Below are 20325 nucleotides of genomic sequence, written 5' to 3' on the forward strand. Positions count from 1 at the left end.
CCCCCTTATTTCATTCGTTCTGCTAATCCGCACCAAACACGATCGACGCGGTCGCAAAGCTGAACCAATTGCTGGTAACACCAGCCGGTTACATCGCGCCATAATCGTTCTTCTTTTTCCACCGGGACAACCCCCTGCGTAATGTCGGAACCAATCCACACAACCGTTCGTCCGGAACTTTGTCGTTCCCACTCATGCCATATTTGAAACATGCGTTTCCAATAAGCTAAATCTGGAATACACCGAATCGCTGCTTCCAATCCTTCCATCACAACGATTCGTTCGAGTATATTCGCATCTGGCTCGCCATATTCGCATTCATATCCGTTATACCAAACGACATCTTTCCGTTCTGTTATTCGGTAGTAAGTGCACGCCCATTTTCGTTTTCCTTGAAAAGCACCTCCGACAATGAAATGCATCGTTTTTTCTCCTTCCACCTCTCGAGCGTTGATTGCAGTGTATACCCGCCGCCAAATGGCACCGCCCATTCCCAAAACGACCGTTCTTGCGGAGCGTAGCGCTCCAATACGTAACGAATCGGGCCGCCATGCGTGGCGACGGCGACATGCTTCGCATTTGTTTTCTCGGCAAGTATGATCGTTTGTTCCAACGCTTGCTCCACTCTTGTTTGAAATTGTTGATAGCCTTCCCCGTTGGGAGGAACAGTCGAAAGCGGGGAATTCAACCATTTTTGATACTCTTTTATTTCTTTCAACTCCAAAAACGTTTTTCCTTCCCAGTCGCCAAAATGCATTTCCCGCCATTGCGCCATTTCGAATTTCGCGCCGGAATAACTTCGAAACAACAGCTCACACGTTTGCCGGCACCGCAGCAAATCGCTTGATACAAGCAAATCAACAGGCGCAAAAAGCTGCAAGTCTGCTTTAAGAAGCCGCGCTTTTTCCTGCTCTGCAAGCGGTACATCCGTATGCCCGATATATCGTCTTGCTTCATTTTCCGGCGTCATACCATGACGTATGAACGTAATAGCCAAATCATACACCATAGCCACGTCTCCACTCCTTCGACAAACGCCCCAAGCGCATCACCGGTAATGCCGCCAAATTGTTTTTCAAAAAACAAACGCGCAACGAAAACAGCAAATATTGTCCCACACGCTAAAAATATAACGGTTTTCCAAACAGAAAAATGGGCGGCGCATAAACACGCGAGCAAACAGCTGCCAATAATCATTGCAACATGCGCATCGTAACGATCGGCATGTTCCCGAAAAGCAGCGGCCATGCCCGTTTGTTTTGCTGGTTTTCCATAAATAAGCAGCCATGCCATCGCCGTTCTCGACAACACCGGAATAACGGCAATAAGGAATATATCAAAATCGGAACATATTGTTTCAAACATAAATAAAAAGCGAAATGAAAGCAAAAACAAAATCGATAATACCGCAAACGCTCCAACACGCGAATCGCTCATGATTTCTTGACGCCGCTTTACATCCCGATACGAAAAAAACGCATCGCTTACATCCATCCAACCGTCCGCGTGCAATCCGCCTGCGATCCAAATAGATAGCCACATGAGGGAAAGCGCAAGAAACAATGGCGAAAGAGAAGAAAACGAAGAAAACATGAAGTACGTAACAGCTTCAATAACGCCAATCAGCGCACCGATAAGCGGAAATGCGCGGACAGACCAGCGTGCCGTGGCAGCGTTCCAATCAATCTGCTTCCGAATAGGAATCACCGTTAAAAATTGAACAGACAATAAAAACCCGCTCCAAACCGCTTTCATGACAATGATTCTCCTTTTTTCACAACAGCTATGCCATTCTGCGCCAAAATGGCGATTTGAGCGTTTGCGACAATTTGTTGATGAAGCCACCCAAGCGTTTTCATAAAATGATATGTCCCTAAATCATCCGGGACTCCTCCAGAAAATAATTCATTCGAGACAATGATTAACGCCTTGCACGCTTTTTCTAATTGCTGTAACACAATCCACATTTGTCTTGCCTTATGAAAACAGTTCGCTTCCTTTTGCCAGCTTTCATCAGCAAACAATTCGTTAGCAAGCCAGTTCGTTATACAATCAAGCAAAACAACGTCGCTTTTTGTAAAAACAGGAATCAGTTTATCAAGCCGCACCGACTGTTCCCATGTGATCCACTTCATCGGTTGTTTCTTTCGCCGCTTTTGGTGATGATCAATCCGCTGTTTCATTTCGTCATCAGACGCTCGTGCCGTTGCGATATAGTGTAAAGAACTTTCTGGAGTTGCCAGCTTTTGTACATAAGTTTCAGCAATTCGGCTTTTTCCGCTTCGGACACCCCCGCTAATAAACACGATCATTGCGCCCACCGCCTCAGCACATGCAGCAATTGATCATTTTCTTCCTTCGTCTTCACCGCTAAACGCAAATAATGGCCGTCAAGGCCGCGGAAATTCATCGTATGGCGCGGTACAATCCCTTTTTGTAATAAATGATAAAGCAGCGCTTCTGTGGAACGGTTTGGCAACCGTAATAAATAAAAATTAACGACCGATGGCGAAACATAATACCCATATTCGCTTAATATCGTCGTTATTCGCTCCCGTTCACTGGCAATCATCCGCTTTGTTTGTGCGACAAACTCGTTCATCGGCAAAAAATGCAACGCCAGCTGCTGGGCAAGTCTACTTACGCTCCATGGCGGCTGCAATTCTTTTACTTGCGCAATGACTTCCTTATTGGCAACCATATAGCCGATACGCGCCCCGGCTAAATGATGGATTTTCGTTAATGAACGCAAAACGATCAGATGGGAAAAGTCGTTCACCCACTGCAATGCGGTAAAGCCATCGATCCAAAAATGATAAAACGCTTCATCGATGACAACAAATGTCTCTGCCTTCTCCGCTGCCACAAGCAACGCATATAGATCTTCTTCCGTCATCACCGTTCCGGTTGGATTGTTTGGATGACATAAAAAGAAAGCATCAACATCGCCTAATAACGTTGTTAACTCACTTAGATTATATTTCCAGTTGCTTTCCTCATTCGAGACAATCGAAACGATCTTACAATGGTGAGCCTCACAAGCGCGGCGATATTCAGAAAACGTCGGTTCCGCAATTCCAATTCGTTTCCGTGAAAATAATTGTCCTAGCAAATGAATGCATTCCGAAGCGCCGTTGGAAATCAGCACTTGCTCCGGTGCGATTCCTTCGATACGCGCAAGTAAATCAACTAATAAAGAAGCATCCGGGTCTGGATATTCCATCGTCCAACCGCAAAAATCAGCTTGTTTCGGCCAAAGCGACAGCGGCAATACATATGGATTTGTGTTGACACTAAAATCAACGTAAGTTTCTGGAATTGGAATCCCAAGATGCTCATATAATTGGCGGGGATTTGCTCCATGTGCTGGCAAATTCAATCAATATCCCTCCTACGAACAGCAATATCGCAAACGATAAAACCGTAACGAGCATAATCCGCACTGCATGGCGAATATGTTCTTTTTTTAGCGGAACGAGCGGATCGCCGATCGTCGGCCGGTGCGAAACGATTCCGTTATATGTGTTCGTTCCGCCAAGCTGCACGCCTAAAAGCGCCGCCATCGCCGATTCTAGCCATCCGCTGTTTGGACTTGGATGTTTGCGAGCGTCGCGAAAAAGCACCCGCAAGCAATAACGAAGTCGCTTTCCGCTATGGACAAATATCATCACCATCGCCGTAAGACGAGCAGGCACATAATTGACCACATCATCCAAGCGCGCTGACGCCCAACCGAATTCGCGATACGCCTCATTTTTATAGCCGAGCATCGAATCACACGTATTTACGGCCCGATAAAAAAGCGCCAATGGAGCCCCGCCGATGAAAGCGTAAAACAACGGCGCGGTAATTCCATCGCTCGTATTTTCCGCCACCGTTTCTACACAAGCGCGCACAATTTCCGGTTCGTCAAGATTTTCTGTATCCCGGCCGACAATCATGCTTAATTCGCGGCGGGCCTTTTCGATTTTTCCTTGTTCTAAAGGAATAAGCACATTCCAGGCAGCTTCTTGTAAACTTTTTGTCGCAATCGTCGTAAAAATAAGGACCGCTTCCATCATAACGCCAAATATCCATGAAAGAGAATAACTGATATATACAACAAGAGACGCCAGGCAGTAAACCATTCCTGCTACGGCCGCGACGGTAATAATCCCTTTCATGCGCCGATATCGCCCTTGATTAAGCCGTTTGTCGAAAAAGGAAATGAATGATCCGATTCCACGCACGGGGTGCGGAAGCCAACGAGGATCGCCAAACAACCAATCCAACACAAGCGCCAGAGCAATCGCCAAAAGATGACTCACAATGATTCCCTCCGCTGTTTATAACGGCGAAGGGCTTCCTTTGTCGCTTCATAAACGGTTCGCCCGATCGCTTTTCCAATCGGTGTGATCGTGCCAGCATAAGGAAACGTTGCTCCTGTTTGTGTCGCGGCAATCGCGATGCAATCCGTCGATGTTCCTGTTGCATAGGTGCTTGTTTCAGGATCGACAATTTTTTCATCGTATAATGCTTTTGTTTTTGCTTCCGTCGCCGTCATTAAAGCCTGCACATAAGCGGCATCCGTCAACGTTCCGTCGATAAATACCATAATGTTAATCGTGCCGACTTTTTGGCTTAATTCCTCTCGTTTCCACGCTTGTGCGGCATCAACGGCATTTCCTACTCCAGCGGTAACAACGGTCCATACAGAAAACGCATCATGTTTCTCATACATGCAGACGGCATCTTCGACAGAAACAGCGGTCATCATTCCAATCGTTTTTTGGACGGGAAAGCCGCGGCGCCGTAAATAATGTTTCATTTCCGTTTCCGCATCTTCGCAATCATAATCTTTTGAAACTTGACGATTGACAAAATGAGTCGCCCATTGAAAGCCTGATCCGACAAGCGCGGAAGATAACACCTTAAGCGGCTCGGTTGCGGTTACAACGACGCAGTCCTCCAACATTGTCCACGCGAATCGTTCGCGCAGTTCGTTATGTTGTAATATCGGAAATTGCCATTCCCGTAAAAACGCCATAAGCGGTTTAGAGACGGTCGGATGTGCTTGCCTGCTTACGGACGCGTGAAATACAGAACGGAAAATCTCAGGTTCCATCAGCTCTTCCGGCGTCCCTAGCGCGACTACCTCCCCGTTTTTTAACATTAAAAGCCTGTCACAATATAAACTAGCGATGTTAATATCATGAAAAATCGCAATAACCGTTAACGCTTTTTCCTTCGCCGAGCGGACAAGCTGGTCCAATAGCTTCATTTGCTGGGTAATGTCCATATGATTGGTCGGTTCGTCTAGCAATAAAAGCTGAGGCTGCTGCGCAAGCGCTCTTGCTAAATAAACACGCTGACGTTCTCCCCCACTCAAACGGTCAATCCCTTCTTCTGCTTTTTCCATTAGCCCAACTTCTTCGATTGCTGTTTTCACCGCTTGTTCATCTTCTTCCGTCCATGTCGGAAATAGACCGCTTTGATGGGCATATCTTCCAAGTTCCACTGTTTCTTTTACCGTATATCCGAATGCCGCATCAACCGTTTGCGGAAGCACCGCGGCAAAACGAGCCCATTCTTTTTGCGAAAAAGAACGAAGCGGCCGGCCGTTTACTGTTATGCTTCCGTTTTGTAATAACAACTCCTTGCTTAACAGTTTCAATAAGGTCGTTTTCCCGCTCCCATTTGGCCCTAAAATCCCAAATACTTCTCCCTTTGCTACGGTAAACGTTACATCATGAAGCACTTGTTTACGATGATAGTGGTAAGAAACATGGTTTACTTCAAGCACATTCATCACGTCTTTCTTCGCATTCTTCGAAAAAATAGTAGTGCAAATAAAGGTGCGCCAATCAATGAGGTAATTACGCCGATTGGCAATTCTCTCGGTGAAATAATCGTGCGTGCCAATAAATCAGTAAGAACAAGAAAGGCACCGCCATACAATAGGGAAAGCGGTAACAGAAGACGATGGTTCGGACCACAGACGAGGCGAACCATATGTGGAACGACCAATCCGACAAAACCGATCGTTCCGGAAACAGACACCGCCGCGCCAGTTAGCAGCGAAGCACCGGTTAAAATCATCACTTTTCGCTTCAACACATCGACCCCGATATGCATAGCGGCCGACTCCCCAAACGCAAAAGCGTTCAGTTCGCGCGCATTAAAAAGCAGCATGATCACTCCGATGAGAAAAAACGGAAGCATCATCATCGTATATTTCCAGCCGCGCATCGCTACGCTCCCCATCAGCCATGCAATAATTTGCCGCAATTCTTCTCCGGTTAGTGCAATCATTAAGGAAATAAGTGCGCTGAAAAACGCCCCGAACATAATTCCAACTAGGATGATGGTCTCTACGGACATTTTTCGCTCCACCGCTCGTGTAAATAAAAGAACAAGCACGAGCGTCACAAGGCCAAATATAATGCTGACAATAGGAAGCGTAAATGTACCAAATAACGGTAATTGAATACCGAAGAAAATGACAAAAACAGCACCGACAGAAGCACCTGACGACACGCCGAGCGTATACGGATCGGCAAGCGCATTTTTTAACAGCCCTTGAAACGCAGCTCCCGCGACCGCCAGCGACGCCCCGACAAGAAACGCAAGCACAACGCGTGGAAGGCGGATCGCCATCACGATTTGCACGAGATCATCGGGAACATCGCCGGGCAACGGCAACCCAAACGAGATCGAAAAAATAATCTTGATAATAGTAGAAAAGGGAATCGATAGAGAACCTATCGATATCCCCAGCAAGAGCGAAGTAATAACGACCGTTATTGCAACTGCATACATCCATATATTACTTAAAAATATCCGGGTAAATTGTTTTTGCAAGTTCCTCTACTCCTTCGATCAAACGTGGACCTGGACGGCTTACTAAGTCTGTATTTACATCATACACCCGTTTGTTTTTCACCGCCGGGACATCTTTCCAAGCAGGACGGTCCAACACTTGCTTCGCTCCGCCGTATGTTGTAATAATGACATCCGGCTTGTACGCGACCGCTTTTTCTTCCGTAACCATCGGCCACCCTTCTAAATCACCGGCGACATTTTTCGCGGAGATCGCCTGGAGCATCTCATCAATAAACGTTCCTTTTCCAGCAGTATAAATTTCTGGAGCTGGTGATATTTCGACCCATACTTTTGCTTGATCTTCCTCTTTAATTTGCTTTGCTTTTTCTTTTATAGCTTCTAATTTTGTTTTCATATTTTGGATGATTTCTTGTGCTTTGTCCGCAGTTCCTGTCGCTTTGCCAATTAATTCGATTGAATGATATACATCATCAAACGTTTTCGCGTCATAGACAACCAATACAGCAATACCCGCATCTCTTAATTGCTGAAGCCCATCTTTCGAGTTATGTGCGCTAGACGCATGGGCAAGTACTAAATCTGGCTTCAACGAAATAACTTTTTCTACATTAAACTCTAAGCCGCCTATTTTTTCCTTATTTTTTACATCTTCCGGATAGTTATCAAAATCGCTGACGCCAACGATTTTGTCTCCTAATCCCAACGCATAGGCAATCTCTGTGTTGCTTGGAATTAAGGAAACGATTTTTTTTGGCTCAGACTGTATCGTTACATCCTCGCCTAATCCATCTTTTACCGTTACCGGAAACGCCGCTTGTTCCGTTTTCGGTTCTTCTTTTTTTGCAGGCTCTTTGTTTGTGTTCTCTCCATTACATCCAAACAAGAAGCCAAATGTAAGGATGAATACGAGCAACATGACATACTGTTTCCATTTTTTCATTTTTTGTTCCCCCTTCTTTATGTAAAATAAAAAAACTCATTCCTAACTCGGAATGAGCGAGAAACGGCAATATGTATACACGAAGGCAGCCACCGTTGCCGTTTCCTCATCTCACCCCCCGAAGATAGGAAACTATAAGCGAACAAGGCAGGTCTACTGACTCATGCTTCATCCTACTCTGAACCTTCCCATACGGCAAACGGCGCTTGCCATTCCACCGTACAGTGGCGATTTCATTTCGTCAGCATTTACAGTTGCGGGGACAGTTCTGGACTTTCACCAGATTCCCTATTAAGCCATTAGGAGCGAATCGCTCCATTCGGCACCTTGCCGCTATTGTATAAAATTGTCGAACAATTGACAGTTATAATATTAAAGGAAGAAAGATCGTTTGGCAATAAAAAATTCAAAGTTTCAATGTTTTCAATTCATTAAAACCCCCGAACTTTTAGCGATTCGGGGGTTACAATGCAATTAATTATTAATATACCGTTCAAACACAAAGCCGAAGTCTTTCACCGTATATTTTGTTTTCGCGTCAACGAGCCATTGAAACGCAAGTTCATTCACCGCTTTGAAATCGGCAACGAAATTATTTGTGTCACTTTTCACTTGCCCGAATACGTTTGCCGTCAATTCCAAACTTTTATGCGCGTACTCGAGCTTCGTTTTGTTTTCATGGCAAAGCTCAGAGATGGCGAGCAGCGATTTATATAAATCTTTTAGTTCTTCTAAATGCCTTTTATGGACGTCAATCGAATAGGCATGGGCGCCGATTTTAAACTTAATCTCCACGTCTAAATCGACCGTGCCTGCCGTTTCGAGCGACACATCGGAAATCGTATGTTTGTAATAATCATAGCGGCGCAATACGCGTTTTTTGCTTGTTGCGCTCGTGCCATCCAAATGAATAAGCGCTTTATTGGTAAAGCAATACTCATCCGATTTCGATTTAATTAAGAAATAAATCTTTTCCCCATCTTCATGCATCACGTAATCATCGGCATCGACTTTATCATAGTTTTCCGGTTTAATAACCGAGCCGATATCGCTTAATCCAAGCACATCGGCGGCTACTTTTCCAAACATCGTGCAGCTCCTCTCCTTATTTAAAAAATGGTAATTACTTTTATTGTATCATGAGTAAACGGAATATCCCTAAAATTTTTCTATTTTTTGAAGAATAGTGAAACTTTTCATGCTATAATAAACGCATCACTAGTTGGAAAGGATAGATGCCTTATGTTTCGCATTCGTCCAACTTGTTCTGTTTGCAACAAAACAATTGAAAAAAATGAACCGATTTATGTTCATATGAGATATCCGGCATACAGAGGAATGGTAGAAATCAAGGCATTCCTCCAACAGGAAGGCAAAATCATTTGCGAAGATTGCTTCCAACAAAAAACGAAGAAGGAATAATCATCCTTCTTCGTAACAGCTCTATCATGACACAATCAATATATGTTCACTATCTCAATGGGGATCTTGCCATGCGAATATACGTATGACGTTTGCCGCGAATGGCGATGGAATACGTCATAATGTTTTCCGGAATGGCGATTCCGTGATAGCCGGCGTCACCGATATGGTATAAATCTGCTCCTGCCATTTTGCTTGCAAGCGCGATTTGACGAATCGTATTCTCATCCGCCCCTTCTTGGCTTGTACCGATCGTAAGCATAACAAGCGCCCCATGTTCATGTGCAACCCGAACAAGCTGTTCTGTTTTGTCTAATGTCACTCCCGGTACGGTTCCTGGGGCCGGCATAAGAACGACGTCAGCACCGGCACGAATAAAACGCACAACGACTTCTTCGGATACAATGCCTTCTCCCGTTTCGTTGGCAACGCCTGCTGCGTGCATTTTCCCCGCGATAATAAGACCGTCTTCTCCCAAAACAGATCGCGCTGTTTCAATTGCTTTCACAATTTCATTATTCGTAACGCCTGTTTTCGGATTTCCTGTTAAGCAGATAAAATCAAAACCTAGACGCTTTGCTTCTTGCAATGATTCTTCCGTTGCCATCCTTCCTTTTGGAAGCGAAGCAAAATTCTCTAGCTGCTTCGCGTTCGGGTCAATAGGCTCTAAATTGACGCCAATTGGACGTCCTGTCAGCTGCTTTAGACGTTCCACCATCTGATTCGGCTCATTCGTATCCAAACCGTTCACAACCGGCTGAAACACATCGAACATATTCAACAATAGCAAATCCGCCCCAAACGCGGCCGCCAATTCTGCATTTGTCACCGCTGGATAAAGCGGCGCAAAGGCTCCAATGACTTCCGCGACGATTACCCTTCCTTCTGACGCTTGAATCGATTGTTTTAATTGTTTCCCAGTCATCTTGCGAAAATCAGAAGCGCTGCAGTCCAACAGCCGTTTCATGGAAACACTCCCCTTATTGTATTATGATCCTCGTATGCTAGCATTTAGCCCATTCCAATAAAGGAATGGGCCGTCCATTTTACTTTTTTATAATTTTTTCAGTGCATTTGCTAAAAATTCGACATCTGTACCAACAACGACTTGCAAATCGGTTTGATTCAGACGGAGTACGCCTTTCGCTCCTAAACGCTTCAATTCAGCTTCATTGACTTTTGACATATCATTTACTTTTAAGCGCAAGCGTGTAATGCAATTGTCAATTTGCGCAAGATTTTCTTTACCGCCTAATGCCTCCATATATTTTGCCGCAAGATCTTCGTATTTTGCACCCGATTGCGACACGCCGCTGCCGATAAACTCGCCCTCTACCTCATCTTCGCGTCCCGGCGTTTTCAAATCTAGCTTCGTAATAAGGAAATAGAATACAACGAAATAGACAATCGCATAAATGAGTCCTTGAACGATTAACAAATAAGGTTTTTGCGCAATTCCGTAGTTTAAGAAAAAGTCAATCGCACCGGCTGAGAAAGTAAATCCATGATGAATGCCGAGCATCGTCGCAACTGCCATCGAAAGACCTGTTAACACGGCATGAACAACATAAAGAAGCGGGGATAAGAACATAAATAAAAATTCAATCGGCTCGGTAATTCCTGTTAAAAACGATGTGAACGCCACTCCAAGAAGCGCTCCGGCTACCGCTTTGCGCCGCTCTTTTTTTGCCGCCGCAATCATTGCAAGCGCCGCTGCTGGAAGACCAAACATCATAATCGGGAAAAATCCTGCCATGAAAATACCGGCATCTGGATCGCCCGCAAAGAACCGCCGTGAACTACCCCCACTTAATTTTCTAGCGAAAATTTGAAGTGGGGGCTTCCAAAGAAGTTTGACTGCTTTAAGCAATCCTTATTCTTTGAGGCGTGTCCACTTCGCCGCTAGAGCATAAGACACTCAGGTCTACAGCTTTACTTTTCTTTAAGATGTTTAATGCGCCATTGACATCAGCATTGATTAGTTTGCCAGACTTTGTTCGATACAAGCCGCGCTTAATACGTTTGCCACTGAACTTATATTCTTTTGGATTGTCGGCATTATATTCAGGAATCTCATCCCCGTCAAAAAAGCTGGCTTTAGACGTATATGACTCTTCCTGTTTGAAGAATTTAATGCCAAAGCCGCTGGATTTTCGTTTTGGAAAAGGTTCTGGAGCGAAAAGCAATCTCGCTAATATAGTTGCATGCTTGGTTAAACCGTTTCATTGTTTCCAGCAGCGCATGAAACTGTTCAAGAGTTGGCATTAATTTAATCTTGAGAGTGCAGAGCATTCTTGATTCACCTACCTTTCTAAATCCAGTGTACTTATATTGAACGAAAAATTCAATATATACTGAAAATATAAACCCCGCCTTCCTCCCACAGCTAAAGCAGTGGGCTTCCGGCGGATGTTCTCGTGACAATCGGAACAAATCGCTTCCCGCCAAAAAAGCCAAGCCAATCCGGCAGCTTGATATCATGATAGCGGTTATATAACAGACCGGCAATGACACCGGAAAGGATCCCGCCTAGTACAGACATGTTGATGTCTTTATCAATGGCCGCTGTTCCTTTCGTTAATACAAAGTAGCCAATCGCGCCGGCAAGCGCCGCGGCGCCGCTTCCGTCTTTCGCGAACCCGACAGCGACCCCGATCGCAAAAATAAGCGCTAAATTCGAAAAAATGGCATCCCCTGTCGCCGCGATAAACGGAATATCCAATAAATCTGGCTGTCCTAGCCGAAGCAACAACCCCGCTGCCGGCAAAACAGCAATCGGCAGCATTAGAGCTTTTCCAAGCCGTTGTAAAAATCCCAACATAGAAACTCCCCCTCTTTTTATTTTGCGCGTTCCATCTCAATCGTGAATTTGTAGCGGTCGCCACGATAAACCGATTTGACGACTTCTAACGGCCGCCCGTTGTCTAAATAGCTTCTGCGCAGCATTAACAACACAGGCGCGCCTTCTTTCACTTGCAGCAGCTCCGCCTCCATCTTGCGGGCAACAGATGCCTCCAGCACTTGCACGGCGGAGCGAATGGACAAACCTGCATTTTTTTCGATAAACTCATAGACGGAACCGCTTACAATTTCACGCGTTAATGCTGGAACAAGCGAGCATGGGATATAAGACGTTTCCAGCGCCATTGGCAACCCGTCGGCAAGACGAACGCGGCGGATTTCGTAAAGATCCGCTCCTTCGCGGACGTCGAGCAGCTGTGCTAACGACGTACTGGCAGGAACAATGTTGAAATCGAGCACATTTGTTCCAGGTTCCATGCCACGCGCGCGCATATCTTCCGAAAAACTTGTAAGCCCTTTCAGCGGCTGTTCGATTTTTGTCGCGGCAACAAATGTTCCTTTGCCGCGTTTTCTTACTAAATATCCATCATTCACTAAGTTATTGATCGCCTGTCGAACAGTCATTCGGCTAATATCGTATGTTTCTGCCAGTTCCCGCTCGGACGGAATCATTTCTCCCGGCTTGAGCTGCCCTTTTTCGATCATTTCTTTAATTCCTTGCTCTAATTGATAGTAGATAGGAAGCGGTGAGTTTTTGCTAATCATTTTGCATACACCTTTCGTTTTTCATCTGGTACAAGCGACAATGCATCTTGATCAGCAATTACCGTGACGTTCGGATGAGTATGAAGCACCGATGCCGGCACATCTGTAGTCACGGTTTCTTCGAACAGCTTCGCCATAATTGGCGCTTTCGCCGTTCCTGACGCTAATAGCAATATATGACGGCTTTTCATAATCGTTGCGATTCCCATTGTAATCGCTTGGCGCGGTACATCATCTAAAGATGGAAAAAAGCGGGCATTCGCTTGCCGTGTTGACGGCGCCAGCTCGACTACATGCGTCGGTGCCGAAAACGATGTCCCTGGCTCATTAAAACCGATATGTCCATTTCTTCCAATTCCTAACAGCTGTAAATCAATTCCTCCCAAACTTTCAATTAGCTGTTCATAGCGTCGACATTCCGCCTCCACATCATCGCTTGCTCCATTTGGAATATATGTTTGCGAAAGCGGGATATCGATATGGGAAAATAAATGTTGATTCATATAGTAACGATAGCTGTTCGGGTGATCGGGTGACAAACCAATATATTCATCTAAATTGACCGTACGAACGTTTCGACAAGATGTTCCATTTTGGCGATGATCCTCGACTAATTGTTTATATGTGCCAAGCATTGTCGATCCCGTAGCAAGACCAAGAACGGAATCAGGTTTTTCCTTTACCTGGGCAATAATGATGTCAGCCGCCTTTTGGCTCATCTCTTCGTAGTTGGCTGCTTCAATTAATTTCATCGTCTGATCCCCCTTTTTTATTTTGAATAGGCAAGTTTACCACGGCATATCGTCATCACAACATGATGCTGTTCGTCTAATACGACAAGATCAGCGTCTTTCCCGGCGCGGATGCTTCCTTTTTTGTCTGAAACGCCTAACTGCTTTGCCGGATTCCAGCTAGCCATGCGGATAATATCTTCCAGCGTACAGCCTGTAAAAGACATGATGTTTTTCACCGCATCGCCTAATTTTAAGATGCTTCCAGCCAATGTGCCATCTCGTAATGTTGCTTTTTCTCCTTGAACAATGACGTCTTGGCCACCAAGTTCATATATACCGGCGCCGAGACATTTCGCGCGCATCGCATCCGTAATTAATATGAGACCATCACAGCCTTTCATTTTGTACGCAAAGCGGACCATTTCCGGCGCAACATGAATTCCATCGACAATTAGTTCACATACAACTTCATCGTGCATAAGAACCGCTCCGGCAACTCCCGGCTCGCGATGATGAATACCGCGCATGCCGTTGAATAAATGAGTGGCGTGGGTCACTCCTGATTGAATGGCGGCGGTTACTTGTTCGTAAACCGCATCGGAATGACCGATCGAGGCGACGACACCAGTTTCTTTTAAGTATGCCGCAAGCGCCAATCCATTCTTTTCTTCCGGCGCCAGCGTGACAAGACGAATATGTCCATTCGCGATGTTCTGCCATTTTTGAAATAGTTCGATGTTTGGTTCAATAATATTTTTTGGATGCTGCGCTCCCGAGCGTTTTGGAGAAATAAATGGACCTTCTAAATGAATGCCAAGCACCTCTGCTTCTCCGGGTGGATTGCTTCTATATATATATTGCGCAACGTTTTGCAAAGCACGTTCAATATCCGCAATCGGTGCGGTCATCGTCGTCGCTAAAAAACTTGTTGTTCCTTCCTTTGGCAATGTTTTTGCCATTGTGCGCAACGATTCGTCTGTCGCATCCATTACATCGGCTCCAGATGCTCCATGGATATGGACATCAATAAACCCTGGTACAATGGAGAAGCTTGGGTCAAGCTCTATCACCTCCGCTTCACTAGAAGCTGGGCATGAGGACATCGGCCCTACTTCAATCACTTTGTCTCCCTCTGTCAGCACATATCCTTGCTCGATTTTTCCTGTTTCCGCATATATAACCGCATTTTTAAGCAACCATCGTTTCACTGATTATTGCACCTTCTTTCTATATAATTATATTAACATCATATCATCTAGTTGTCTATACCACTATATATTTTGTATCGTTCGAAATAAACGCATCATTACTCATTAGCTTCCCTATTCTTTTTCGCTCTGCCATCAAAAAAACAGCCCCCGCTGCTTAGACAAGGGGGCATATTATGTTTCATGAGGACCGTTTGGCAAATAAAACGTAAACGTCGTTCCTTCATGAAGCTTGCTATGAACGGAAATCGTCCCTTTATGGGCCTCAACGATATTTTTCGCAATGGCAAGGCCCAATCCCGTTCCCGAGCGGCCGCGCGTACGCGCCTTATCCGCTTTGTAGAAGCGTTCAAACACAAACGGCAAATCTTCTTCTGGGATGCCGGAGCCGGAATCTTGGACATGAATCGTGACGCCGTCTCCGCTTCGCTCAACAATGATCTTGACCATTCCGTTTTTATCCGTATGACGAATCGCATTATCAATTAAATTCGTCAAAACTTGCTCGATCCGGTCTGGATCCATCGTAATTTGGATATCCTCATTTTTAAACTCTGCCGACAAATCAATTTGTTTTTCTTTTGCTAGCCCTTGGAATTTGCGAATAATCCGCTCAATATACGGAACGAGCTGAACGGTTTCGTAATCTAATGTAATATGCCCCGCTTCCATGCGCGCCAAATCAAGCAAGTCATTGACAAGACGGCCTATGCGCAACGATTCGTCGTAAATCACTTTTGCCATTTCTTTCTTTTCTTCATCCGTTGCCGCAATATCATCAATAATCGCTTCGCTATACCCTTGAAGCATCGCAATCGGCGTGCGCAGCTCATGGGAAACGTTGGCGACAAAATCTTTGCGAAGTTTATCCAAGCGGCGTTCTTCCGTCATATCGCGCAGCACCGCTACCGCACCGCGTACAGTCGTTTTGCTGTAAAGCGGCGTCATCAAAATCACCCATGTCCGTCCTTGTAGCGACAATTCAATCGATTGCTCTTTCTCCTCGCGGACAACACGAATAAATAACTCTTTTACTTGCGGCGGCAGCGGAGCCATCGTTTCCGCACCGTTTCCTTGCTCAAAATACCATGCTTGCAAAAACCGCTCCGCAGGCGGATTCGTAATTAATATTTCGCCATCGCGATTAAATGTAATAACTCCATCGGCCATACTGCTTAAAATGCTTGCTAACTGCTCCTTTTCCTGATTTAGGGCATTAATATTAAACTGCAGCCGTCTGCCCATCTGATTAAACGCCATTGCCAAGCCGCCAATTTCATCATCCGTTAAAATTGGCACCTTTGTATCAAACTTGCCTCGCGCCACTTCAAACGCTGCTTGCCGCATTTTCCGCAATGGAGCGGTAATACGGGTCGATAAGAAAAAGGCAAAAAATGTTGTTAACACAATGGCGATAAATGCCGCAAGAAAAATTAACTTTTTCGTTTGCCTTGTTGTATCTTCAATTGCCTGCAATGATTGGTAAATAAATACTCCGCCCCGATTTCCATTTGCCATTTCAAGCGGCACGCCAACAATAATCACATCACTGCTATATCGACTTCTGCCGGTTTGTACGTTTGGCAAATAGGTTTTCTTTTTTACGTTTTTTCCTTCTGTCAATACTTTTCGCAAATCTTTATCTTGCTTAATGAATGATAACGGCAGATCCCGCAATTCATCGTTTGTAGGAGAATACCAGTAATGCGATGAATCAACAAAAATAACAGCTTTAGACATATTACCGACAAGCGTCCATGCAATGGAACGGGCCAGTTTTTCGTCTTCGTAATCATGTATTACTTCCGATATTTTTGTTGCTAGCTGAGTTAATTCTTTTTCCGCTTCTTGCACATAATAATTTTCAAAAAATTTCAACAAGAGAATCGTAAGAACAAATAACACACACGAAACGAGCAATAATATAGTAACCCATAATTTCCCGACTACGCTGCGAAAAAGCCACATTAGTCATTCACTACCTCAAATTTATAGCCAACCCCCCAAACGGTTACGATCATCTTTGCCGCCGTTGGGGAGACTTTATTCAACTTTTCACGCAAACGTTTAATATGGGTATCTACCGTGCGCAAATCGCCAAAAAATTCGTAGTGCCATACTTCTTTCAATAGCTGTTCACGGTCAAATACTTTATCTGGAGATCTTGCCAAAAATAGAAGCAACTCGTATTCCTTCGGCGTTAAATTCACTTCCTGACCGTCAACCGTTACGCGATGGGCATCGTTATCAATTGTTAAATGCGGAAAAACGAGCACATCTTTTGCGGTCGTGTCAGCAAGAACATACGCAGTATTCGCCGCACGCCGCAACAGCGCTTTTACGCGCAATACGACCTCGCGCGGGCTAAATGGCTTAACAATATAATCGTCTGTCCCTACTTCAAACCCTTGAACACGGTTTGATTCTTCCCCTTTTGCTGTCAGCATAATAATCGGGGTTGCTTTCTTTTCGCGAATTCCTTTACATACCTCAATACCGTCCCTCCCTGGCAGCATGAGGTCAAGCAAAATGACATCATAGTCGTTTTCGAGCGCTTTTTCGAGCGCGTCATCGCCGTTATCAGCCTCATCAATGATATAGTTTTCGCGCTCTAAATACATTTTTAGTAAGCGCCGAATGCGTTCTTCATCATCTACTACTAAAATTTTGACTTGTTGATCTTTATCCATAGAACATCCTCCCTTGTTCACTATTGTACAAAAATTCATGACAATTATCTACTTCATTGTAAAATAAGGATGCCAAGCCTCGGGCATCCTTTTATTCCAGTCATGTTGTCATGTTCCGGCGTATGAATGCAGCCCGGCAATCACTAAGTTAACTGCGACTAAATTAAACATAATGATCGCAAAACCAATGACCGCAAGCCATGCCGATTTTTCACCGTGCCATCCTTTTGACAAACGAAGGTGCAAAAACGCGGCGTAAAATAACCATGTAATGAGCGCCCATACTTCTTTCGGGTCCCAGCCCCAAAATCGAGTCCACGCAATTTGCGCCCAGATCATCGCAAAAATGAGCGCTCCAAGTGTAAATACCGGAAACCCGATGGCGACAGCGCGATAACTGATTTCATCCGTTAAATCTAAGTTTACGTTTTTGACAAGCGGCTGCAAGGCAGCGGCGATCCGCTTCCGCAGCACGAGACGGAGCAATGCATATAAAATCGCGCCCCCGATTAGCGACCAAATCACCGTATTTAATTTTTTCGCATTGATAATTGCCGGCATATAAACAAGCGGCTCAAAACGATCGGCGCTTTCTTTCACTAGCTTTCCTTCATGCGGCCCGACTAATGCAGGCATATGATAAACGACTTCCGCCTGTTGCTTGTTTTTATCGATCCATGTAAATTTTGCTTCATAGTCCGCAAGGCTGAATGCTGTTGATACAAGCACAAAGCCGAGCGTCGTAATTAAGCAGAACATGACGACTTCCAGCCAAAATGTTCGCTTGCTTGGCTTGGACTGGTCCACGACACGGATTAAATAAATGAGACCGGCAACAAAGCTAACAGCCAAAATTGCTTCTCCCGCCGCGGCAGTGGTCACATGGATATGTAGCCAGTCGCTTTGCAATGCAGGAATCAGCGGCGTAATTTCGCGCGGAAACATGCTGGCGTAAGCGATCACCAATAAGGCGACTGGCAGTGCGAATAAGCCGAGAATGCTTATTTTATAAATAAAATAAATAATGATAAAGGCGGCGACAATCATCATTCCAAAAAAGGTAGTAAACTCAAACAAATTGCTGACCGGGGCATGTCCCGCTGCAATCCACCGTGTAATAAAGTAGCCTAATTGAGACAGAAAACCGATAATCGTCGTGATAATTCCAAGTTGTGACCAGCGATTTTTTCCCGTTCGTTCCTTTCTTTTATCGCGAATCGCGCCGCCGAAAAAAAACGTTCCAATTAAGTAAAGAATAAAAGCAATATATAGTAACGTGCTACTGAGCTGCGCCATGCATTTGCCCTCCTTGTCCCGCTTTTGTCTCCTCATCCGCCTGATCGACCGGCATCGCTAATCCGGTTCCGTCAAGGATGCGGCGAATTTCATTTTTTAAACCAAACCAGTTTTTATTCGTATGCGCAGCAAGCCATACTTCGCCATTGACGCGCTGCAGCCAGATGCGGCGATGGTTCCAATACATTCCTTGGATGAGACCAATCATAAAGATCGCTCCGCCAACGCCTAAAATCCAAAGCGTAAAGTCGCGGCGCACAGTAAGTCCTGATACGTTTCTCGTCTCTAATCCAGCAAACTTCATTTTATACTTGTTATCCCCAAACGGTTCAATCGTTTGCTGAATGGCCACAAAGCTTACTTCCCCTTTCGGCTTATCAGGGGTAAACATTTTAAACACGAACGCCGGATTGTTTGGAATTTTTGATTTTGTAGCCGGATTCCCTTCCTCATCAAAATAAAAATCAGGGAAATAGCTTAATAGTTCTACCCGATAACCGTTGCCAAGATCGTAGGAAGATTTCGGATTGTGCAAATCAATAACGACAGTGCCAAACGATTTTCCCGACGTTTTATCCATTAATTGAAACGCCATTTTATACGGCTCGTTTTGTTTAAAATCGACTTGATATAGCGCGTAATGATCATATTTCAACGGTTCGTTGACACGTATCTTATACTCTTTTATTTTTTGTAGCTTCGGTTCTTCACCGGCGACAATAGGACCGACACGTTTGTAGAGTACAACGTTCGTTTGGTAATTTTTTGCTACCGTGCCGTTGCCGACGCGATCAATCGCCGCATTAAACACTTCATTTTCTTTTCCTTTTTCATATGTCTCATAAATAAACTTTTCGCTCTTTAAAAAATATTTTCCTTGTGTACCGGGAATCTCTTTTGTTTCTCCTTCGCGAATCCACAGCACCTCATCGACATACATTCCCGGAACAAAGCGAAGCATCGCTCCAATTAAGAAAATAATTAATCCGATATGATTGACATAAGGGCCCCAGCGGGAAAAACGACCTTTTTCTGCTAAAATATTGCCGTTTTCTTCACGAATATGGTAGTGGCGCTGCGCCAATTTTTCTTTCACGCGTTTTAACACATCATCGGCATCATCGACTTTCGAAACACTAAATAACCGCTGCTTCCGCAAAAAGTTCGGATGTCTTGTGACGCCTTGTTTTTTCAACGCGCGATAAAGAGGAATCACACGGTCTAAACTGCAAATGACGAGCGATACGCCGATTGACGCAATTAAAAGCATATACCACCATGACTTATACAAGTTATTAAATCCGAGCTTATAATATAATTTTCCTGCCCATCCGTATTGATCGGCATAATATTCAGCAGGGCTAACATTCGGCGGAATATACATTTCCTGTGGAAAAATCGTTCCGATCGCTGAGGCGATGAGTGTAATAACAATAAGCGCCACTCCGACCTTCACGGAAGAGAAAAACGCCCAAATTTTATCGATAATGGTCTTATTATATGTTTGGGAACGGCGCGCGCTCCCTTCATAGCGCATGTCCAAAAGTCGCTTCTCTGTATTTTCCTCAAGCGGTTTTCCGCATGATTCACAAAAAAAAGTCCCATGTGGATTAACATGACCGCATTCGCATTTTACATGTTCCATT

Annotated in this window: 20 protein-coding genes, 3 pseudogenes and 1 riboswitch; of the genes and pseudogenes, 1 reads left to right on the forward strand and 22 read right to left on the reverse strand. The window is 44.8% G+C overall.

Annotation, left to right across the window (positions count from 1 at the left end; translation table 11 throughout):
* Positions 1–5 precede the first annotated feature (5 nt).
* From B9L23_RS13675 to B9L23_RS13720, 10 genes are all read right to left on the reverse strand, one after another.
* Positions 6–422, reverse strand: coding sequence for a bifunctional adenosylcobinamide kinase/adenosylcobinamide-phosphate guanylyltransferase (locus B9L23_RS13675; RefSeq protein WP_062677593.1), 417 nt, complete (start codon positions 420–422; stop codon positions 6–8).
* Positions 356–1009 (reverse strand): histidine phosphatase family protein, encoded by a 654-nt coding sequence (locus B9L23_RS13680; RefSeq protein ID WP_015864335.1) that lies wholly within the window; start codon positions 1007–1009, stop codon positions 356–358. The genes B9L23_RS13675 and B9L23_RS13680 overlap by 67 nt, the downstream gene beginning before the upstream one ends.
* On the reverse strand, positions 967–1755 hold the full coding sequence (gene cobS, locus B9L23_RS13685; RefSeq protein ID WP_089097867.1) for an adenosylcobinamide-GDP ribazoletransferase: 789 nt from the start codon (positions 1753–1755) through the stop codon (positions 967–969). Before cobS ends, B9L23_RS13680 begins: the two co-directional genes overlap by 43 nt.
* Positions 1752–2312, reverse strand: a complete 561-nt coding sequence (locus B9L23_RS13690; RefSeq protein WP_062752776.1) for a bifunctional adenosylcobinamide kinase/adenosylcobinamide-phosphate guanylyltransferase — start codon at positions 2310–2312, stop codon at positions 1752–1754. The genes cobS and B9L23_RS13690 overlap by 4 nt, the downstream gene beginning before the upstream one ends.
* On the reverse strand, positions 2309–3379 hold the full coding sequence (cobD, locus tag B9L23_RS13695) for a threonine-phosphate decarboxylase CobD (RefSeq protein ID WP_089097868.1): 1071 nt from the start codon (positions 3377–3379) through the stop codon (positions 2309–2311). The genes B9L23_RS13690 and cobD overlap by 4 nt, the downstream gene beginning before the upstream one ends.
* Positions 3336–4307 (reverse strand): adenosylcobinamide-phosphate synthase CbiB, encoded by a 972-nt coding sequence (gene cbiB, locus B9L23_RS13700; RefSeq protein ID WP_089097869.1) that lies wholly within the window; start codon positions 4305–4307, stop codon positions 3336–3338. The genes cobD and cbiB overlap by 44 nt, the downstream gene beginning before the upstream one ends.
* On the reverse strand, positions 4304–5788 hold the full coding sequence (locus B9L23_RS13705; protein WP_089097870.1) for an adenosylcobinamide amidohydrolase: 1485 nt from the start codon (positions 5786–5788) through the stop codon (positions 4304–4306). The genes cbiB and B9L23_RS13705 overlap by 4 nt, the downstream gene beginning before the upstream one ends.
* The gene (locus B9L23_RS13710) at positions 5788–6840 is read right to left on the reverse strand and encodes a FecCD family ABC transporter permease (RefSeq protein ID WP_062752781.1); all 1053 of its coding nucleotides are present in this window, start codon (positions 6838–6840) and stop codon (positions 5788–5790) included. The genes B9L23_RS13705 and B9L23_RS13710 overlap by 1 nt, the downstream gene beginning before the upstream one ends.
* Positions 6806–7762, reverse strand: a complete 957-nt coding sequence (locus B9L23_RS13715) for an ABC transporter substrate-binding protein (RefSeq protein WP_089097871.1) — start codon at positions 7760–7762, stop codon at positions 6806–6808. Before B9L23_RS13715 ends, B9L23_RS13710 begins: the two co-directional genes overlap by 35 nt.
* 129 nt (positions 7763–7891) lie before the next feature.
* Positions 7892–8106, reverse strand: a riboswitch (cobalamin riboswitch).
* Positions 8107–8236: 130 nt separating this feature from the next.
* The gene (locus B9L23_RS13720) at positions 8237–8851 is read right to left on the reverse strand and encodes a PH domain-containing protein (RefSeq protein ID WP_089097872.1); all 615 of its coding nucleotides are present in this window, start codon (positions 8849–8851) and stop codon (positions 8237–8239) included.
* Positions 8852–9004: 153 nt separating this feature from the next.
* Between B9L23_RS13720 and B9L23_RS13725 the strand changes: the two genes are divergently transcribed.
* Positions 9005–9184 carry a Fe3+ hydroxamate ABC transporter substrate-binding protein gene (locus tag B9L23_RS13725; RefSeq protein WP_089097873.1) on the forward strand — a complete coding sequence of 60 codons (180 nt, stop codon included), beginning with the start codon at positions 9005–9007 and terminating at the stop codon, positions 9182–9184.
* 49 nt (positions 9185–9233) lie between these two features.
* On the opposite strand, the gene B9L23_RS13730 is transcribed toward B9L23_RS13725, so the two are convergent.
* The 12 genes and pseudogenes from B9L23_RS13730 to resB all read right to left on the reverse strand — a co-directional run bounded on the left by B9L23_RS13730 (position 9234) and on the right by resB (position 20324).
* Positions 9234–10151, reverse strand: a complete 918-nt coding sequence (locus B9L23_RS13730; protein ID WP_089097874.1) for a DUF7916 family protein — start codon at positions 10149–10151, stop codon at positions 9234–9236.
* An 87-nt stretch (positions 10152–10238) separates the two neighbouring features.
* Positions 10239–10988, reverse strand: a pseudogene (locus B9L23_RS13735) (glucose PTS transporter subunit EIIB); the annotation flags it as partial.
* A 58-nt stretch (positions 10989–11046) separates the two neighbouring features.
* Positions 11047–11325 (reverse strand): annotated as a pseudogene (locus B9L23_RS21165) (RNA-guided endonuclease TnpB family protein); the annotation flags it as partial.
* On the reverse strand, positions 11315–11476 hold the full coding sequence (locus B9L23_RS20135; RefSeq protein ID WP_245842427.1) for a hypothetical protein: 162 nt from the start codon (positions 11474–11476) through the stop codon (positions 11315–11317). The gene B9L23_RS20135 and the pseudogene B9L23_RS21165, both read right to left, overlap by 11 nt.
* A 124-nt stretch (positions 11477–11600) precedes the next feature.
* Positions 11601–12005, reverse strand: a pseudogene (locus tag B9L23_RS13745) (PTS transporter subunit EIIC); the annotation flags it as partial.
* A 17-nt stretch (positions 12006–12022) separates the two neighbouring features.
* Positions 12023–12751, reverse strand: a complete 729-nt coding sequence (locus B9L23_RS13750) for a GntR family transcriptional regulator (RefSeq protein ID WP_089097875.1) — start codon at positions 12749–12751, stop codon at positions 12023–12025.
* The gene (gene nagB / locus B9L23_RS13755) at positions 12748–13503 is read right to left on the reverse strand and encodes a glucosamine-6-phosphate deaminase (protein ID WP_089097876.1); all 756 of its coding nucleotides are present in this window, start codon (positions 13501–13503) and stop codon (positions 12748–12750) included. Before nagB ends, B9L23_RS13750 begins: the two co-directional genes overlap by 4 nt.
* A gap of 17 nt (positions 13504–13520) precedes the next feature.
* Complete coding sequence (nagA, locus tag B9L23_RS13760; protein WP_089097877.1) at positions 13521–14693, reverse strand: N-acetylglucosamine-6-phosphate deacetylase; 1173 nt, start codon at positions 14691–14693, stop codon at positions 13521–13523.
* 174 nt (positions 14694–14867) lie between these two features.
* The gene (locus B9L23_RS13765) at positions 14868–16661 is read right to left on the reverse strand and encodes an ATP-binding protein (protein ID WP_081188228.1); all 1794 of its coding nucleotides are present in this window, start codon (positions 16659–16661) and stop codon (positions 14868–14870) included.
* On the reverse strand, positions 16661–17383 hold the full coding sequence (locus B9L23_RS13770) for a response regulator transcription factor (protein ID WP_015864349.1): 723 nt from the start codon (positions 17381–17383) through the stop codon (positions 16661–16663). The genes B9L23_RS13765 and B9L23_RS13770 overlap by 1 nt, the downstream gene beginning before the upstream one ends.
* A 108-nt stretch (positions 17384–17491) precedes the next feature.
* Positions 17492–18679: a c-type cytochrome biogenesis protein CcsB gene (gene ccsB / locus B9L23_RS13775; protein ID WP_081188226.1), complete on the reverse strand. Its 1188-nt coding sequence runs from the start codon at positions 18677–18679 to the stop codon at positions 17492–17494.
* Positions 18663–20324, reverse strand: a complete 1662-nt coding sequence (resB, locus tag B9L23_RS13780; RefSeq protein ID WP_015864351.1) for a cytochrome c biogenesis protein ResB — start codon at positions 20322–20324, stop codon at positions 18663–18665. The genes ccsB and resB overlap by 17 nt, the downstream gene beginning before the upstream one ends.
* Position 20325: the final 1 nt, after the last annotated feature.

The sequence above is a fragment of the Parageobacillus galactosidasius genome (assembly GCF_002217735.1).
Lineage (GTDB): Bacteria > Bacillota > Bacilli > Bacillales > Anoxybacillaceae > Parageobacillus_B > Parageobacillus_B toebii.

Bases quoted from the DNA above. Each gene is read 5' to 3' on its own strand.
- B9L23_RS13675 (WP_062677593.1), bottom strand. From the start codon at position 422: ATGCATTTCATTGTCGGAGGTGCTTTTCAAGGAAAACGAAAATGGGCG.
- B9L23_RS13680 (WP_015864335.1), bottom strand. From the start codon at position 1,009: ATGGTGTATGATTTGGCTATTACGTTCATACGTCATGGTATGACGCCG.
- cobS (WP_089097867.1), bottom strand. From the start codon at position 1,755: ATGAAAGCGGTTTGGAGCGGGTTTTTATTGTCTGTTCAATTTTTAACG.
- B9L23_RS13690 (WP_062752776.1), bottom strand. From the start codon at position 2,312: ATGATCGTGTTTATTAGCGGGGGTGTCCGAAGCGGAAAAAGCCGAATT.
- B9L23_RS13705 (WP_089097870.1), bottom strand. From the start codon at position 5,788: ATGAATGTGCTTGAAGTAAACCATGTTTCTTACCACTATCATCGTAAA.
- B9L23_RS13715 (WP_089097871.1), bottom strand. From the start codon at position 7,762: ATGAAAAAATGGAAACAGTATGTCATGTTGCTCGTATTCATCCTTACA.
- B9L23_RS13720 (WP_089097872.1), bottom strand. From the start codon at position 8,851: ATGTTTGGAAAAGTAGCCGCCGATGTGCTTGGATTAAGCGATATCGGC.
- B9L23_RS13725 (WP_089097873.1), top strand. From the start codon at position 9,005: ATGTTTCGCATTCGTCCAACTTGTTCTGTTTGCAACAAAACAATTGAA.
- B9L23_RS13730 (WP_089097874.1), bottom strand. From the start codon at position 10,151: ATGAAACGGCTGTTGGACTGCAGCGCTTCTGATTTTCGCAAGATGACT.
- B9L23_RS20135 (WP_245842427.1), bottom strand. From the start codon at position 11,476: ATGCTCTGCACTCTCAAGATTAAATTAATGCCAACTCTTGAACAGTTT.
- B9L23_RS13750 (WP_089097875.1), bottom strand. From the start codon at position 12,751: ATGATTAGCAAAAACTCACCGCTTCCTATCTACTATCAATTAGAGCAA.
- nagB (WP_089097876.1), bottom strand. From the start codon at position 13,503: ATGAAATTAATTGAAGCAGCCAACTACGAAGAGATGAGCCAAAAGGCG.
- B9L23_RS13765 (WP_081188228.1), bottom strand. From the start codon at position 16,661: ATGTGGCTTTTTCGCAGCGTAGTCGGGAAATTATGGGTTACTATATTA.
- B9L23_RS13770 (WP_015864349.1), bottom strand. From the start codon at position 17,383: ATGGATAAAGATCAACAAGTCAAAATTTTAGTAGTAGATGATGAAGAA.
- ccsB (WP_081188226.1), bottom strand. From the start codon at position 18,679: ATGGCGCAGCTCAGTAGCACGTTACTATATATTGCTTTTATTCTTTAC.
- resB (WP_015864351.1), bottom strand. From the start codon at position 20,324: ATGGAACATGTAAAATGCGAATGCGGTCATGTTAATCCACATGGGACT.